We start from the raw sequence: 14365 nt of genomic DNA, 5'->3' as shown, positions 1-14365 counted from the left end.
TTCATGGGACCAGGAGGGTGAAGGCGGCGTGCTGAACGTCGTTCGCGCTGCGCAGCGTGACGTTGAGCCGCCAGTAGCCGGTCATCGCCAAGACGGTGTCCTTCGCGCGGTAGCGGCCAGGACCGGTCCGTACGGCCGTGACAGGCGGGTACGCGTGGCCCATCTGGGGCATCACGGGCTGGAGGGTGACGTCGTCCAGGTCGGCGGATGCGCCGTCCCTGGTCGTGACATCGAGGTCGAACGTGTTGGGGCCCTCGCGTGGCCCGTCGGTGGACAACCGCACGGTGTACGCGGCGGTGGCGGCCGTCATCGTCGTGCCACCGGCGCCGGCCAGCCAGGGCGGGACCACCAGCAGGCCTGCCGCGATCATCGCCACGGCCGCCGCCACCAGGGCGAACTTGGTCTTCGTGCGCATCATGCCGGCCTTCCTGGCTCGGGTACCTCCACGGTCATGGGCGCGGTCCGCACCGCGTAGCCGCGCTCGGCCTGCACCCACACGAGGTAGCGGCCGGGCAGCGGAAAGGTGTAGGTGAACGGCACGTCGGGTCCGAACGCGGCGACGCTCTCGTCCGGCTGATCCGGCCGGTTCGGAATCATCGCGTGCACGTGAGCCCAGATGGGCGCGTCCGCGATCCCGTGGCCGACGGGCCCGGCGACGATCATGTGGCCGGCCATCCCCAGCCACGGCTGCAGGTCGCGCGTGCCGAACCTCGCGTTGAAGGTGCTGGGCGAGCCCGCGGGGGCGATGCTGCGGTCCACGCGGAAGTTCTCCGTGGCCGGCGCCGTGCCGCCCGCCGCATCGAGGGTGATCGTGGTGCGGAGCTGTTGCCTGCCGCCCCCGCGCCGGGCGAGCTCGGCTATGACCGCGTAGCGGCCCTTCTCCGGCGCGGCGAACGTCACCCGGTAGTCACCGGGCGCCACACGGACCGGGTGAAGATGCCAGAGCTTGCCCGCGGGGGACACGACGACCAAATGGATCAGCGCGCTGTCGTGCAGCAGCAGGTCGTCGACGGGGTGCCCGGTCGAGCCGTCGGTCAGCGCCAGCCGCAGGGCCCCGTCACGCATGTCCGTGACCAGGTTCACCGGCGGGCGCGAGCCGTCCACCGGGGCCAGGCGCGCGGCGCCGTACGGGTCGGCGATGCTGTCGGCGGTCGGGTCCAGCCGCGAGCCCGGCGGCGGGAGCGGCGGTGCGCTCCACGAAAGGATCACCGCCGTCACCGCCACGGCCAGCGCCGCCACCGCGCCCGAGGCGGGCACCAGCGCGGTCATACCCGGCCGGCGGACCGCGACCACCAGCGTCGCGATCATCAGCACACCCGCCCCGACGAATCCCGCGTTCGTCGCCTGCTCCAGCGGCGACAGCACCTGTGCGGGCACGACGAACGGGATCGTCGCGATCCGCGTGCCGTCGTCGATCGTCAGCTCCCACAGGCCGGCGCCCGACACCGAGAGCGCGCCGGCGCGGTAGAAGCCCGGCCGCGCGCCCAGCCGTACGGAGGTCGCGCCCGTCTGCCGGCCGTCCTTACCGAGCCGCAGCGCCAGTGAGCCGGGCGGGCTGCCCGCGTGCGCGACCACGTCGACGTGGAGCGGACCCGGCACCGGCTCCATCCGGCGGATCACCACCGTCAGCTCGCGGTCGCCGAGGGACTGCGCGACGTGGATGTCCCCGCCGTCGGCCGCTCCGTCGGCGAACGCGGGGGCCGCCATGACCCAGGCGACGGCGAGGGAGCACAGGAGCGCCGCCACCGCCTTCACGACGGCCCCGCTTCTGCACGGTGTTCTCTGGTGAGGTGATGACCATCCATGTCCGGCATGCAACCGGAGGGCCGTGTGGCCCGTACGACGCGGACCGTGAAGCCACCGTGAAGATCAACCGCGGCCGGCCGGCCCGTCCTGCCGCAGGGGAAGACGGACGGTGAAGGTCGCCCCGCGGCCCGGTCCCCCGGAGGCGGCGGTGAGGTCGCCGCCGTGGGCGCGGGCGATCCCGCGGGCGATGGTCAGGCCGATGCCGCTGCCGCCCGCGGGGGCCGGGCGGCCGGGGTGCTCCACCCGCTCGAAACGGTTGAAGATGCGCGTGAGGTCGTGCTCGTCGATGCCGATGCCGCCGTCCTCGACGGCGATCTCGACGTACGGCGCCGGCGCCTGTCCGGTGCGCACGCTGACCGACACCCGGTCGCCGGCATCGCAGGCACGCAGGGCGTTGCCCATCAGGTTGACCAGGATCTGGGCGATGCGGCCAGGGTCGAGCACGGCCGTGACCGGCGGACGGGGCACGACGGCGAGCGTGACCCCGCCGTCGTCGAACTGCGGGCGCAGCCGTTCGGCGGTCCGCCCGGTCAGGGCGACCACGTCGGTGGGCGCGACCTGGAGGGCGAACGCCCCCTCCTCGGCCCTGGACAGGGTGGACAGGTCGTCCGCGAGACGCCGCAACCGGGCCAGGTCGTCGGTGAGGGAGGCGAACATGGCGTCGTCGCGGGTGAAGATGCCGTCCGCCATGCCCTCGATCTGGCCGCTGAGGATGGTGATGGGCGTACGCATCTCGTGGGCGATCTCCGAGACCAGGCGGGCGCGGCGCCGTTCGACGTCGGCCAGCGCCGCCGCCAGCCGGTTGACGTCCTCGACCAGCGCGGCGAGCCCCGGCTCGCGGGGGACGTCGAGGACGCCGTCGTAGTCGCCGCCGGCCAGGCGGTGGGTCGCGGCCCTGACCTGGCGCAGCGGCCGGAGCAGGAACCGGGAGAAGACGAGGGACAGCAGGAGTGCCGCGGCCATGCCGACGGCCAGCGCGGGCCAGAGCAGTTCGAGGTCCACCTCGCCCTCGCGCCGCGCGGCCAGCGCGGCGAGCAGCCTTTCGAAGTCCGTACGCCCGGCGGCGGGGGAGGTCTGACCACCGGTGCCGTCGACGACGCTGGCGGCGACGTTCATCGCCGTGAGCGCCACGACCAGGACCGCCAGGTGGGACAGCACCAGGCGGACGGTCAGCGGCAGCGGCGGCAGCCGGCGCACCAGGCGGGCCGCCCAGCGTGTCGCCCCCGCGCTCGCGGGTTCTCCTGGAGTCATCCGGCGGGGCGGGCCAGGAAGCGGTAGCCGATGGCGCGCACCGTGCCCACGAACCGCGGGGTGCTCGCGTCGTCGCCGAGCGCGCGCCGCAGCGTGCGGATGTGGACGTCCACCACGCGCTCGTCGCCGAAGAAGTCGTGGCCCCACACGTGCTCGATGAGCCCGCGGCGGGTGAACACCCGGCCCGGGGCTCGGGCCAGCGCCACCAGCAGGTCGAAGTCGAGCGCGGACAGCTCCGGCGTGTGACCGGCGTCGACGGTGACCGTACGGGCGTCGGGGTCGATGACCAGGCCGTCGAAGCGCAGGGCCCGGTCCTCGGCGGCCTGATCGGGGATCTCGGCGCGGCGCAGGATGGCCCGCGCCCGCAGCGCGAGTTCGCGGGCGCTGAACGGCTTGGTGACGTAGTCGTCGCTGCCCGCGGTGAAGCCGATGATCCGGTCGACCTCCTCCGTCCGGGCGGTGAGCAGGATCACCGGCACCTGGCTGGTCGCCCGGATCCGGCGCAGGACCTCGAACCCGTCGAGGCCGGGCAGCATCACGTCCAGCACGACCAGGTCGGGCTGTTCGCGTGCGACCGAGGCGAGGCCGAGCGGCCCGTCCGGAGCCTCCAGGACTTCGAAGCCGTCCGCCTCCAGATAGCCGCGGAGCGTCATCCGGATCTTGGGCTCGTCGTCGACGACCAGAATGCGCTGTGTACTCATGCTGCCTCTGCCATCGGTCAGCGGACGGATCTGCGCCTTAGGGGGAGCCGCAGGCACCACACCGGTGTTGTCCATACCCGGACAGCCAACCGGAGCATCATGTGGCGCGTACCCGCCGGACCGTGAAGCTTCGGTGAAGCCGGGGGGCGTCCGCCGGGTCAGACCTTGCGCCAGCCCGGCACCCAGGCTCCGTCCTCCACCACGTAGTCGCCGAAGAGGGCGGGCGCCTCCTCGCGCATGAGCTCACCGATGCGCTGGAACAGCAGGCGGATCTCCTCCTCCGCGCCGACGGCGGTGCGAGCCTCGATCGTGTGCCGCAGCGTGCGCACGTTGGCGGTCCACACCAGCCCGGTCGCCAGGCCCTCGGGGGCGAACCTGCGCATGAACGACGTGCGGTGCTTCTTCTCCGAGAACGGCACGCCCTCCTCGTCGAGCCCGAAGTGGCCGGCCATCCACCGCTGGAACTGCTCCAGCTGCTCCAGGACGGCTGTGGCCCGCTTCATCAGCTCGTCGTCCTCCTGCGCCCATTCGGGGAACCAGAACGGCAGCTCGTCCAGGCGTACGAACCGCAGCGACTCCTGGGAGATCGCCACGCCGGGACGGTGCCTGACCAGCTCATGGGTGAGGACGCGGCTCACGTTGTGCAGCACGAAGCTGAAGCTGATGTGCTCGAGGACCGAGCCGTGCGCGCTGGCCAGGATGTTACGCAGGTAGTCGTCCTGATCTTTCCTGATCCGGACCACGTTGGGATTGAGCCCTGGCTCGAAGGAGCGGTAGCAGAGCCGGCCGGCGAACTCGGCGAGGTTCTGTGCGTCGAGGTCGCCGCGGTCGAGCCGCTCCAGCCAGCTCTCCCCGCCGACCTCCGCGAGATAGCGGGCCAGCTCGTCGTAGTCGAGCGACGGACGGGCGACGACGAAGACCTGGGGTTCGACAGTGCGCATGGAAATCCCCCGTATGGAGCGACCGCGTGGTGACGGCCCCAGTCAACCAGGTCCCTGCTCGGCTTCACGTGGTGACCCTGGCCAACACTATCCCGCCGACTATCAGGGCGAGCGCCACCATCCTTCCCGCCGACACGGGGTCGTCGTTGACGACGATGCCCAGGGTGATCGCCCCCACGGCGCCGATACCGGTGAAGACGGCGTACGCGGTGCCGACCGGCAGCGTGTTCATGGCCTGGGACAGCAGCCAGACGGCGGCGGCCATGAGGACCAGGCAGATGAGTGTGGGCAGTGGCCGGGTGAAGTTGTGCGTCGGCTTGATGCTCTGTGACCAGGCCACTTCGATCAGACCGGCCAGCATCAGGATCAGCCAGTTCATCGGGCCGCCTCCTCGAGTGCCGCGGCCAGTGACTTCTCGTGCTGCTCGCGCAGGTGCGCCAGCGCCGGGTCGAGGCGGGCGTTGACCAGTTCGGCGTGGATGAAGGTCGCGTTCTCCACCTGGAAGTGGCCTTTGAAGAAGTCGCGCAGGTAGCGCTCCTGATGGTCGTACGGCTCGCGGGGCGTGCCGGGGCCGTACGCGCCGCCGCGCGCGCTCGTCACCACGAAGGAGCGGCCTTCGAGTGACATCCGGGGAAAGGTGATCTGGTCGAGCCAGGCTTTGAGCGTCGAGGGGATCGAGTAGTTGTACATCGGCGTGCCGATGAGGATGACGTCGGCCGCGACCACCTCGTGGAGCAGCGGCTCCACGACGGCCCACGCCTGGCGCTGGGCGGGTGTGCGGACGGCCTCCCGATAGCGCGCGATGTCGGTGATCTCGTGCTTCAGGATGTGGTCGCACAGCTCCGTCCACGCCTCGCCGATGTGCGGCACGGGGTGTGCGGCCAGGTCGCGGTGGACGTACGCGGCCTGGGGGTGCGCCGCGCGCCAGGTCTCGGCGTACCGGCGGGAAAGCTCGCGTGAGAACGACGCCCGGCGGGCGCTGGAGTCCAGGTGCAGCAGCATGATCTCTCCTCATGAACTGGACACAGTGTCCGATTGAGTATAAGTGGACGATGTGTCCACATACAATCGAACGCATGGAGAGAGCCGACGCCGCGCGAAACCGGGCGCGGATCCTTGAGGCGGCCGCGCAGCTGTTCTCGCAGCGGTCCCCGGAGGACGTGACGATGGACGACATCGCCAGGAAGGCCGGGGTGGGCCGGGGCACGCTCTATCGCCGCTACCCCGACAGGGCCTCGATCGCCGTCGCCCTGCTCGACGCGCACGAGCGGGACCTGCAGCAACGCCTGCTGCGCGGCGAGCCGCCGCTGGGCCCGGGCGCGCCGCCCGCCGAGCGGCTGGCCGCCTTCTACGCTGCCATGGTGGACCTGCTGGAGGACCACTCTCACCTGGTGCTCGGCTCAGAGGTGGGCCGCTCCCGCTTCGAGACGGGCGCATACGGCTTCTGGCGCGCCCACGTGCGCGCCCTCCTGGCCGCCGCCGGCACGCCCTGCATGGACGCGCTGGCCGACGTCCTGCTCGCCCCCCTCGCCCCCGAGGTGTACGGCTACCAGCGCACGGTGCTCGGTCTCACGCCGGAGCGGATCACCGAGGCGCTGACCAGGCTCACGAAGACCCTCGACCCGCCGTGAAGGCGTGCGGGGCCGGAGCCGCGGGGCGAGCCCGGCGCCACGGCCGGCGCGGCACTCTGGCGCCCGGTGGCGGTGGGCGCAGCTAGTCTTGCCGGGTGTTCGCGAACGTCCCGAGCGCCGTCCGCTCCTGGCCGGGCTTCTGGCGTGCTCGCTCCACGTTCGCCAAGGACGGCACGCTGGCTGTGCTGCTCACGCTGCTGGCGTTCGTACCCACGCTGTCCGCTATCGCGGCGCAGCTCGGCGACCTGCCACGACGCCCGGCGGACGCGCCGGCCGTGGCGCTGGTCCTGGCCCAGTCCGCGCCGCTGGCCGTGCGCCGTCGCTGGCCCGCGGCCTGCCTGGCGGTCATCGGCGCCGCCTTCGCCGCGCACCAGGCGCTGTCCTACCCGCCGACGTTCGCCAGCATCGGGCTCTATCTGGCGGTGTACGCGGCCGGAGCCCACCAAGAGCGGTTCCGTCCCGGCCTCGCCGCGGCGGCGAGCGCCGGCTATGCCACGCTGGCGGTCGTCCTGAGCAGCCTCGGGTCGCCCACTCGCGTCCAGGATTTCCTCGCGTTCTACCTGACGCTGGTGGTGATCTGGATGGCCGGCGTGGGGATGCGCCGCCGGCAGGCGGAGGAGGCCGAACGCCGGCGGCTCGCCGCGGACGTGGCCAAGGCCGCCGAGCGGGCACGCATCGCCCGTGAGCTGCACGACGTGGTCACGCATCATGTGACCGCCATGGTGGTCCAGGCCGACGCGGCACAGCTGGTGGTCGGAGCGGCGCCCGACCGGGCCGAGGCCGGGCTCGCCTCCATCGGCGACACCGGGCGGCGGGCTCTCACGGAGCTGCGGCACCTGCTCGGCGTGCTGGAGGCGACCGGCGAGTCGGGCGCCGCGGACGACCGCGCGGCGACGCTGGACAGGATCGGCGACCTCGTCGAGCGGGCCCGCGCGTCCGGCCAGCCCGTCGAGCTGTTCCAGTACGGCGAGCCGCGCCCCCGGGCCGTGGACGTGGAGCTGGCCGCCTACCGGGTGGTGCAGGAGGCGCTCACCAACGCGATGAAACACGCGACAGGGCGGCCCACCCGGGTCACGGTGCACCACGATCCCGACCGCATCGCGATCGAGGTGACCAGCGACGGGCCCGCCGGCGCGGCCCCCGCGCTGCCCTCGGGCGGGCGCGGTCTCGACGGGCTGCGCCGGAGGTTGCGCACGCTCGATGGCGATCTGGTCGCCGCAGGCGGCCCCGACGGCGCTTTCCGTGTCCGCGCCTCCATCCCCACCAGGAGCCAGGCATGACCGACACCCCGATCAAGGTGCTCATCTGCGAGGACCAGGAGCTCGTGCGGGCAGGCTACGTCACCGTCTTCTCCGCCCAGCCCGACATGGAGGTGGTCGGTGAGGCCGCCGACGGCCGCGCCGCGGTGGAGGCCGCGCGGCGGCTGCGCCCGGACATCGTCGTGATGGACATCCGGATGCCCGTCCTCGACGGCATCGAGGCCACCAGGCAGCTGGCCGGGCCCGGCATCGCCGCTCCGGTGAAGGTGCTGGTCGTCACCACGTTCAACGTCGACGAGTACGTCTACGAAGCGCTCAGGGCCGGGGCCGCCGGCTTCCTGCTCAAGGACGCCAGACCGGCGGAGCTGGTCAACGGCGTGCGTATGATCGTCCGCGGCGAGTCCCTGCTGGCCCCCGCGGTCACCCGCACCCTCATCGGCCACTACGCGGCCCGCCTGCGCCCCGCCGACACCGCCAACCCGGCCAGGCAGGAGGTCGTACGCGCGCTGACCCCCCGCGAGCTCGAGGTGCTCGTACAGATCGCCGGCGGCCTGTCGAACGCGGAGATCGCCGCGGAGCTGTCCATCACCGTCGAGACCGTGAAAACCTACGTGTCACGGATCCTGATGAAACTCGACCTGCGCGACCGCGTGCAGGCGGTCGTCCTCGCCTACCGAGTCGGGCTCGTCCCCGCCGCCGGCTGAGCCACGACCCGGTTCGCGCGGCGCCGTCAGCCGCAGTTGCCCCACTCGTCGCGGCTGCCCGTGGCGAGTGGGCCGCCGTGGCCGCCGCTGCTGATCGAGCCGAGGAACCGTACGCAGTGCCCTGAGGTCTTCTGGGTGATCGCGGCGTAGTGGCCGTACTGGCCCTCGTCCTGCACGACGCCCTCGGCGCCGCTGCCCGAGCTGCGGTAGTGGAGCTCGGCGTTGGTCCAGGTGAGGGTGCCGTGCCAGCTCTCCTTGCGGGTCACCACGCAGTTCTCCCCGTACGTGCCGCTCCACAGCAGGTACACCGTGCCATACCTGGAGCCGTTGCGGTTGACGGCGGAGCGGGAGTCCTGGTTGGTGTAGGACCCGGATGACCAGCCGCATCCCTCCGACGAGCGCACGATGTCGGACAGGGAATGTGCCGAGGCCGGTGCGGGCGCCAAGCCGACCACTGCCGCTGAGAGCAGGAAAGCGGCTGCCCCTGTGCCGGCGAACCGCCGCAGTGGGCGGCGTGAGATTGCGAACATGACCTGCTCCTCGATGTGCCGATTCGTTCGGTCCCCCCTGGAACCGGCCTCCACGTTAGATCGGTAACTAGTGGAAATACTCGGTCATATCGGGACACATACCGAGCGGATAAGGTCATGCGCTTGCGACGCGCCCCTGTTCGAGCGGGCGCTCAAATCGTACACTTCGGTTTTGAGCGATCGCTCAAACAGGGGGAGGCGGCCATGCAGCTGTACGTCGAGGCACGCATACGCGCCGACCTGGACCTGCTCTGGCACCGCACCCAGGATCCGGCACACCACCAGCGCTGGGACCTGCGCTTCACCCACATCGACCACCTGGCCCGCGCGGAGGGGGAGCCGCAGCGGTTCAGGTACGGAGTCCGCCTCCTGCCGGGCCTGCTCGTCTCGGGAACGGGCATCGCGTCGGGAGAGAAGCGACGCCCCGACGGCACCCGCACCTCGGCTCTCCGCTTCGCCTCCCCGCACCCCCTCTCACCGATCGCGCGAGGCCGCGGCTACTGGCGCTACCTCCCCGGCGGGGACGGCATCCGCTTCGTCACCGGCTACGACTACGAGCCGCGCTGGGGGCGCCCCGGCCGGATCGCCGACCGCCTCGTCCTGCGCCCGCTCATGGGGTGGGCCACGGCCTGGTCGTTCGACCGGCTGCGGTTGTGGTGCGAGCGCGGCATCACGCCCGAACGGTCGCTGCGGCACGCGCTCGCCGGCGTGGCGGCACGCGCGCTGGCCATCGGAGTCGCCGCGGCGGTGGCGCCGCCGGCCGCCGTGCCGGTGGCGATCGCCGCGCTCTGGCTGCCGCCGTCGCGTGACGCTCCGGCGGCCCGGCGCTGCCTGCGCCGCCCGCCCGGAAGCGGAGCCGCCACCCCGCCCGCCCTCCTGAACTCCTTGAGGTGGTCATGATCTCGATCTTCCAGCAGGCCCTGGGCGCCGGCTTCGACCGGCTGCACCCGCGCATCCAGCGGCGCTTCTCCGCCGGCCTCGGCAGTGGCGAGGCCTGCGTCGGCCGCGGCGTGATGGATCGCGTCTGGCACGGAGGCGCCTGGCTGCGGCCCTTCCTGGCGCTGGGCGGCACACGGCACATCCTGGTGCCGCGCAGCGGCCGCGACATCCCCTTCACCATCGAGAACGTCCCCTACCGCGACTCCTTCGGTCGCGAGACGGTCACCTTCGTCAGAACCTTCGCCTTCCCCGGCCGGCCGCAACGCTTCGACGCCACGATGATCTTCAGCCCAGAGCGCGGCTGCGTCGTCGACTACCTCGGCACGCACCAGCACCTCGCCACCGACCTGCACGTCCGGGCGGACCCGAGCGGCGCCCTGGTCATCCGCTCCGGCGAGCAGCGTTTCCGCGAGGGCCCGGTCGACGCCCGCGTGCCGGCCCTGATCAGGGGCGACGCCGTGGTCAGGGAATCGTACGACGACGAGGCGGGGCGCTTCCGCATCCAGGTCACCGTCTCCAACCGCTACTTCGGGCCGCTCTTCGGCTACGAGGGCTCCTTCACGGCCGAGCACATCGACGTGGCCGCCCATGGCGTACGCACCGATCTGCGGCCGGTCCGCGAGGAAGCGCGAGCATGAGCAACGACACGCGGACGAAACTGCTCGAAGGCGCGCTCGCGACGCTCACCGAGCAGGGCATCGCCAAGACCTCCGCGCGTGCCGTCGCCGCCGCGGCGGGGGTCAACCAGGCGCTGGTCTTCTACCATTTCGGCAGCGTCGACGAGTTGCTGGCCGCCGCCTGCCGCCACGGCGCCGAGCAGCGGGTCGCCGCCCACCGCGACCGCCTGAACGACGTGCGCACCCTCGGCGAGCTCCTGGCGCTGGGCCGGGACCTGCACGCCGCGGAGCGCGACGGCGGCCACGTCGCCGTCCTGGCCCAACTGCTGGCCGGCGCGCAGACGCAGCCACGGCTGGCCCCCGCCACCGCCGCCGGGCTCGCGCTGTGGACCGAGGAGATCGAGCAGGTGCTCGTACGGGTGCTGGCCGGGAGCCTGCTCGCGGAACTCGTCGACGTCGCCGGGCTGGCCAGGGCGGTCTCCGCCGCGTTCGTCGGGCTGGAACTGTTCGAAGGCGTCGACCCGGCCGGCGCCGGCCATGCCTTCGCCGCACTCGACCAGATCGCCGACCTGGTCACCGCGCTCGAAGAACTCGGGCGGCTCACGCGGCCGCCCGCCCGCGACGCTCCACCGACCGCCGGCTAGCGGGCTCCCGGGCGACTTCCCCGGTCTTTTCCGGGTCGCTGTCGATGCCGGCTGTGCTTGTTCGTCGGGTGGTGACTCCTCCGCTCCCAGAAGAGAGCGGCTTCTCGCTAGGCCGCTTACGCAGCGTTGCGAAGGGCAAGCCCTGCCCTGAGGATGTTGATCGCCGCGTTGACGTCGGCGTGCGCGGTGTGCCCGCACGCCGCCCACGGGCAAGGAGTTTCGCACGACTCAGGTGCCGGGGCGTAGCTCGGCCAGTTCGGCTTCGGTGAAGCCGGCCAGGACACGATCCTCGACGTTGAGCGGCATCGGGCTGACGGTGGGCCAGTTCGCGGCGGCCAGGAGCCGGCGGGTCTCCGCGTCGAGGGCGGCGACGGCTTCGTCGCTGCCGAGCAGTTCGCGGAGCCAGCGGTTGCCGTTGCCGACATGGGTGACCTCGTCCGCGTTGATGTAGTCGAAGAGCAGGGCGGTGCGTTCGTCGCCCATCTTCTTGAGGGCGCGGTAGATCACCATGCCGCCGTCCAGGCCGATGCCCTCGCCCATGCGCTGTTCGATGTTGATGCGTTCGGGCAGCGTACGGCCGAGGGTGAACTTGTCCCACACGTCGAATTTGATGGGATGGTCGCCGATCTGGCCGCCGAGCTCGGAAATGCGGTTGGCTATCAGCTCGAAATGACGCCCTTCGTCCCGAACTTGTTTGGCCAGGTCGTACCGCAGGCCCCATGGAGCCTCGGGGTGATGGGCGATGAGGGCCGCGCAGATCTCGGCAGCGCAGATCTCGATGCCGAAGATCATGTCGTGCAGGTGCCGGACGAGTCCGGAAGCAGAGGAAGCGCCTTCGGCGAGTCCGGCCTCCCGGCCCGGCCGGCGGGGAATCGACTCCAGTGCGGACAGCGGCGGAGGGATCTGCTCGTCCCGGTCCAGGCCCTCGATGCCGCGCGCCAGTTCTCCCCTCCCACCGGACGTGGCGCCGCCGGTCGGCGGGGTGAGCTTGTCCAACTGCTCCGCCACGCTCTTCAGACACGACACAGAAGCCTCGTCCGCCAACTGGTCGTGCCGGGCCTGACAGAGGCAGACGACGTCGCGCAGCTCGGGAAACGCCTGCGACACCAGGAGGTCGTACTGCTCCGCCGGATCGCCGATCCGGATCAAGCCGTTGGTGAACTCGGCGTATCCGGCGACAGGCGTCATCGCCTCAGCGGAGGAACGAAGGCCGGGCAACCGCCGGCCGAGGTGGTCGGCCGCCTGCGCGAGGCTCCACACATCGCGCGAGAGGGCCACCTTGGTCCGGGAGTCGGCGACCCTCACCAGCGCGCCGGCCGAGATTTCCAGCAGGCGGACGCACGCGTACCGGAGAATTTGCAGTGACCGGCGGCTCTCCGCCACATCAGGGGGAGCTTTCTCCGTCATTCAGAACCTCCTTTGCCGGGCGGTCACCATACGAGCCGCATCATTCGTGCTGACCACGTTCACCGGTCGTCCCGGCGTTGCGTGCGTTTCCTGGCGCATTCTGACTATTACCAGAGCTCGCCCCCGAATCAGCGTGCTGTGACTGGCAGGTGTCTGCCTGGCAGCAACCGTCCATTTCTCGTCAAGCCGGTCGGCCATGGACAGGATTCGCCTGTGGCAGGAATTGACCACTGCCGAAGGCGGTGGGGGAATGTTCTCTTTGAGGGCGTGACGCGGTTGCCCACCGGCTCTGAGAGCCTGACCATGTACCGCGTTCTCATCGTGGTGGACACGCCCGGCCGGCGAGCATCGGAAACCGGCCTGCGTGCCGCCCTCACCGATTCAGCCGCCGGTAACGACTGCACGGAGCACATCTTCATGGAGGCGCGGGACGGCCTGCTCGTCCTGGTCGTGTATCTCCGCGCCGCGGACCCGTACGCGGCCCGCTTCACGGCCGAGCAACTGTGCCGTCGTACGATGGCCGTCGCCATGCCGCCGGACGTCCTCTGGGTGATCCGGTCGGCGATCGTCCTCTGACAGGTGACCTACTCCAGGTCGTCCTGGTCGATCCAGCCCAGGGCGACGGCTCGCGCGCCGACCTGGAATCTGCTCTTCGCGTCGAGCCTTTCCTGCAGCGCGGACACGGTGCGCCTGACCGTGCGGACCGACACGCCGAGCCGCCTGGAGACCATCTCGTCCGTGTGGCCCAGGCCGAGGAGTCTCAGGACCTGCTTCTCCTGTGCGGTCCGCCCGTCGTCGTGCCGCCGCCGCCGTGTGCCGAACGGCACCGCGTTCTTCCACGCGAAGTTGAACAGCGCGACCAGCCCTGTGAGCAGGCCAGGATTGGCGACCTCCACGGCAGCGGCGCAGGGCCTCTCCATGTCGACGGGCACCACCGCGATCCGCCGGTCCACGATGAGCATGCGCATGGGGAGCACGGAGGTCGTGCGGACCTCGCTTCCCATGTCGCAGAGCCACTGGGCGTAGGCGCAGGTCGCCGGGTCGTTACGGACGCTGTCCAGATAGATGGTGCGAAGCCGGACCCCACGGTCGATCGCGTCCCTGTCCAGGGGTCTGCTGGCGGCCATGCTCGCTTCCGGCTGGGCGCCGCCGTACATGAAGGAAGCGACCTCCCATGTGCAGGTCTCGGACAGCTCGCGGAGCCTTGCCCTGACGGTGTCGACGCCCTCGAGCCGGTCGATCCCGGTTGCGGACGTGTGCACTCGGCTCTCCGCGTACACGTCCAGCAGCGCCGTGAGCGAGGCCCTGCTCTCCTCGAGCTCCTGCTGCCGCTTGGCGATCTCAGTCTGCTGCCGGGCGAGCAGGGCAGCGAGCCCGGTCTTGGGGTTGACGGGCACGAGAACCTCGCCGGCGGATCCGGAGATGCGCAACAAGGACATGCGTGCCAGGTCGTCCAGGGCCTGACGGACCTGGTGTTCCTCCATGCCGAGGTTCCGCATCAGGTCTTCGACTCCGGCCTGGGGATGTTCGAGCATCGCGAGGTACACCGTTTCGGCGACATCGTTGATGCCCAACGCCTCGAACATGAGCCCTCCCTGCGCTCTGGACTCCTCCGTTCCGCCCTGTCTAGCGAGAGGCGATATGAGGCGGCTATGAAGTCGCTATACGTCGGGCGGCAACGCGGGTGGCCGCTTCATGCCATAGGCAGCATTTGACCACTTACGCGGGCGAACGCGAGCGTCCAACGATGGAGGCCGCCGGCAACACCGCTGATGTTTGCCACGGGAGGGATTCCGTGCCTTCTTCTGCTCCCTCTTAACCGGCCAATACCTATGTTTCCCCAGGTCAGCGACACGCCGTGATTTGCTACCTGCTGGCCGGATGGGGCCATCGCGGGTACATCTGTCCTCATGATCGAACAGGGACTCCGGCTGG

17 protein-coding genes are annotated in these 14365 nt (G+C 71.1%); 7 read left to right on the top strand and 10 right to left on the bottom strand.

Going from position 1 to position 14365, the window contains the following annotated elements:
- Position 1 precedes the first annotated feature (1 nt).
- The 7 genes from ABGB14_RS41230 to ABGB14_RS41200 all read right to left on the bottom strand — a co-directional run bounded on the left by ABGB14_RS41230 (position 2) and on the right by ABGB14_RS41200 (position 5701).
- Positions 2–418: a FixH family protein gene (locus ABGB14_RS41230; RefSeq protein WP_347649309.1), complete on the bottom strand. Its 417-nt coding sequence runs from the start codon at positions 416–418 to the stop codon at positions 2–4.
- Entirely contained in the window at positions 415–1755 is a 1341-nt protein-coding gene (locus tag ABGB14_RS41225) for a hypothetical protein (protein WP_347649308.1), read from the bottom strand. The genes ABGB14_RS41230 and ABGB14_RS41225 overlap by 4 nt, the downstream gene beginning before the upstream one ends.
- Positions 1756–1869: 114 nt before the next feature.
- On the bottom strand, positions 1870–3057 hold the full coding sequence (locus ABGB14_RS41220; RefSeq protein WP_347649307.1) for a HAMP domain-containing sensor histidine kinase: 1188 nt from the start codon (positions 3055–3057) through the stop codon (positions 1870–1872).
- A complete protein-coding gene (locus tag ABGB14_RS41215; RefSeq protein WP_347649306.1) occupies positions 3054–3758 on the bottom strand; it encodes a response regulator transcription factor in 705 nt (234 codons plus the stop codon). Before ABGB14_RS41215 ends, ABGB14_RS41220 begins: the two co-directional genes overlap by 4 nt.
- 158 nt (positions 3759–3916) lie before the next feature.
- Entirely contained in the window at positions 3917–4699 is a 783-nt protein-coding gene (gene thyX, locus ABGB14_RS41210) for an FAD-dependent thymidylate synthase (protein ID WP_132331865.1), read from the bottom strand.
- Between the two features lie 64 nt (positions 4700–4763).
- Positions 4764–5078 (bottom strand): multidrug efflux SMR transporter, encoded by a 315-nt coding sequence (locus tag ABGB14_RS41205; protein WP_347649305.1) that lies wholly within the window; start codon positions 5076–5078, stop codon positions 4764–4766.
- The gene (locus tag ABGB14_RS41200) at positions 5075–5701 is read right to left on the bottom strand and encodes an NAD(P)H-dependent oxidoreductase (protein WP_347649304.1); all 627 of its coding nucleotides are present in this window, start codon (positions 5699–5701) and stop codon (positions 5075–5077) included. The genes ABGB14_RS41205 and ABGB14_RS41200 overlap by 4 nt, the downstream gene beginning before the upstream one ends.
- A gap of 74 nt (positions 5702–5775) precedes the next feature.
- On the opposite strand from ABGB14_RS41200, the gene ABGB14_RS41195 reads away from it, so the two are divergent.
- From ABGB14_RS41195 to ABGB14_RS41185, 3 genes are all read left to right on the top strand, one after another.
- Positions 5776–6330, top strand: coding sequence for a helix-turn-helix domain-containing protein (locus tag ABGB14_RS41195; protein WP_347649303.1), 555 nt, complete (start codon positions 5776–5778; stop codon positions 6328–6330).
- Positions 6331–6425: 95 nt separating this feature from the next.
- Positions 6426–7610: a histidine kinase gene (locus ABGB14_RS41190; protein WP_347649302.1), complete on the top strand. Its 1185-nt coding sequence runs from the start codon at positions 6426–6428 to the stop codon at positions 7608–7610.
- Positions 7607–8293 carry a response regulator transcription factor gene (locus tag ABGB14_RS41185; protein WP_347649301.1) on the top strand — a complete coding sequence of 229 codons (687 nt, stop codon included), beginning with the start codon at positions 7607–7609 and terminating at the stop codon, positions 8291–8293. The genes ABGB14_RS41190 and ABGB14_RS41185 overlap by 4 nt, the downstream gene beginning before the upstream one ends.
- A 26-nt stretch (positions 8294–8319) precedes the next feature.
- Here the strand turns inward: ABGB14_RS41185 and ABGB14_RS41180 are convergent, their stop codons facing one another.
- The gene (locus ABGB14_RS41180; protein ID WP_347649300.1) at positions 8320–8823 is read right to left on the bottom strand and encodes a hypothetical protein; all 504 of its coding nucleotides are present in this window, start codon (positions 8821–8823) and stop codon (positions 8320–8322) included.
- A 204-nt stretch (positions 8824–9027) separates the two neighbouring features.
- Here ABGB14_RS41180 and ABGB14_RS41175 point away from each other — a divergent pair, with 204 nt between their 5' ends.
- The 3 genes from ABGB14_RS41175 to ABGB14_RS41165 are packed head-to-tail and all read left to right on the top strand — an operon-like array spanning position 9028 to position 11023.
- On the top strand, positions 9028–9723 hold the full coding sequence (locus tag ABGB14_RS41175) for a hypothetical protein (RefSeq protein ID WP_347649299.1): 696 nt from the start codon (positions 9028–9030) through the stop codon (positions 9721–9723).
- A complete protein-coding gene (locus ABGB14_RS41170) occupies positions 9720–10400 on the top strand; it encodes a DUF4166 domain-containing protein (protein WP_347649298.1) in 681 nt (226 codons plus the stop codon). The genes ABGB14_RS41175 and ABGB14_RS41170 overlap by 4 nt, the downstream gene beginning before the upstream one ends.
- Positions 10397–11023, top strand: coding sequence for a TetR/AcrR family transcriptional regulator (locus tag ABGB14_RS41165; protein ID WP_347649297.1), 627 nt, complete (start codon positions 10397–10399; stop codon positions 11021–11023). Before ABGB14_RS41170 ends, ABGB14_RS41165 begins: the two co-directional genes overlap by 4 nt.
- Before the next feature lie 228 nt (positions 11024–11251).
- On the opposite strand, the gene ABGB14_RS41160 is transcribed toward ABGB14_RS41165, so the two are convergent.
- Positions 11252–12430 (bottom strand): DUF455 family protein, encoded by a 1179-nt coding sequence (locus ABGB14_RS41160; protein ID WP_347649296.1) that lies wholly within the window; start codon positions 12428–12430, stop codon positions 11252–11254.
- Positions 12431–12697: 267 nt separating this feature from the next.
- On the opposite strand from ABGB14_RS41160, the gene ABGB14_RS41155 reads away from it, so the two are divergent.
- Positions 12698–13006, top strand: coding sequence for a hypothetical protein (locus tag ABGB14_RS41155; RefSeq protein WP_347649295.1), 309 nt, complete (start codon positions 12698–12700; stop codon positions 13004–13006).
- Positions 13007–13014: 8 nt separating this feature from the next.
- On the opposite strand, the gene ABGB14_RS41150 is transcribed toward ABGB14_RS41155, so the two are convergent.
- Positions 13015–14016 carry a LuxR C-terminal-related transcriptional regulator gene (locus tag ABGB14_RS41150; protein ID WP_347649294.1) on the bottom strand — a complete coding sequence of 334 codons (1002 nt, stop codon included), beginning with the start codon at positions 14014–14016 and terminating at the stop codon, positions 13015–13017.
- Positions 14017–14365 lie beyond the last annotated feature (349 nt).

Origin of the sequence: Nonomuraea sp. B10E15 (genome assembly GCF_039871615.1) — a bacterium.
Classification (GTDB): Bacteria; Actinomycetota; Actinomycetes; order Streptosporangiales; family Streptosporangiaceae; genus Nonomuraea.
Note: the sequence above shows the minus strand (reverse complement) of the source record. Positions and strands in the feature narration are given on the sequence as shown.

What these genes read in the sequence shown, in the direction of transcription:
- ABGB14_RS41230 (WP_347649309.1), bottom strand. Translation starts at nt 418, where the DNA reads ATGATGCGCACGAAGACCAAGTTCGCCCTGGTGGCGGCGGCCGTGGCG.
- ABGB14_RS41175 (WP_347649299.1), top strand. Translation starts at nt 9,028, where the DNA reads ATGCAGCTGTACGTCGAGGCACGCATACGCGCCGACCTGGACCTGCTC.
- ABGB14_RS41150 (WP_347649294.1), bottom strand. Translation starts at nt 14,016, where the DNA reads ATGTTCGAGGCGTTGGGCATCAACGATGTCGCCGAAACGGTGTACCTC.
- ABGB14_RS41180 (WP_347649300.1), bottom strand. Translation starts at nt 8,823, where the DNA reads ATGTTCGCAATCTCACGCCGCCCACTGCGGCGGTTCGCCGGCACAGGG.
- ABGB14_RS41200 (WP_347649304.1), bottom strand. Translation starts at nt 5,701, where the DNA reads ATGCTGCTGCACCTGGACTCCAGCGCCCGCCGGGCGTCGTTCTCACGC.
- ABGB14_RS41195 (WP_347649303.1), top strand. Translation starts at nt 5,776, where the DNA reads ATGGAGAGAGCCGACGCCGCGCGAAACCGGGCGCGGATCCTTGAGGCG.
- ABGB14_RS41160 (WP_347649296.1), bottom strand. Translation starts at nt 12,430, where the DNA reads ATGACGGAGAAAGCTCCCCCTGATGTGGCGGAGAGCCGCCGGTCACTG.
- ABGB14_RS41170 (WP_347649298.1), top strand. Translation starts at nt 9,720, where the DNA reads ATGATCTCGATCTTCCAGCAGGCCCTGGGCGCCGGCTTCGACCGGCTG.
- ABGB14_RS41220 (WP_347649307.1), bottom strand. Translation starts at nt 3,057, where the DNA reads ATGACTCCAGGAGAACCCGCGAGCGCGGGGGCGACACGCTGGGCGGCC.
- ABGB14_RS41215 (WP_347649306.1), bottom strand. Translation starts at nt 3,758, where the DNA reads ATGAGTACACAGCGCATTCTGGTCGTCGACGACGAGCCCAAGATCCGG.
- ABGB14_RS41165 (WP_347649297.1), top strand. Translation starts at nt 10,397, where the DNA reads ATGAGCAACGACACGCGGACGAAACTGCTCGAAGGCGCGCTCGCGACG.
- ABGB14_RS41185 (WP_347649301.1), top strand. Translation starts at nt 7,607, where the DNA reads ATGACCGACACCCCGATCAAGGTGCTCATCTGCGAGGACCAGGAGCTC.
- thyX (WP_132331865.1), bottom strand. Translation starts at nt 4,699, where the DNA reads ATGCGCACTGTCGAACCCCAGGTCTTCGTCGTCGCCCGTCCGTCGCTC.
- ABGB14_RS41205 (WP_347649305.1), bottom strand. Translation starts at nt 5,078, where the DNA reads ATGAACTGGCTGATCCTGATGCTGGCCGGTCTGATCGAAGTGGCCTGG.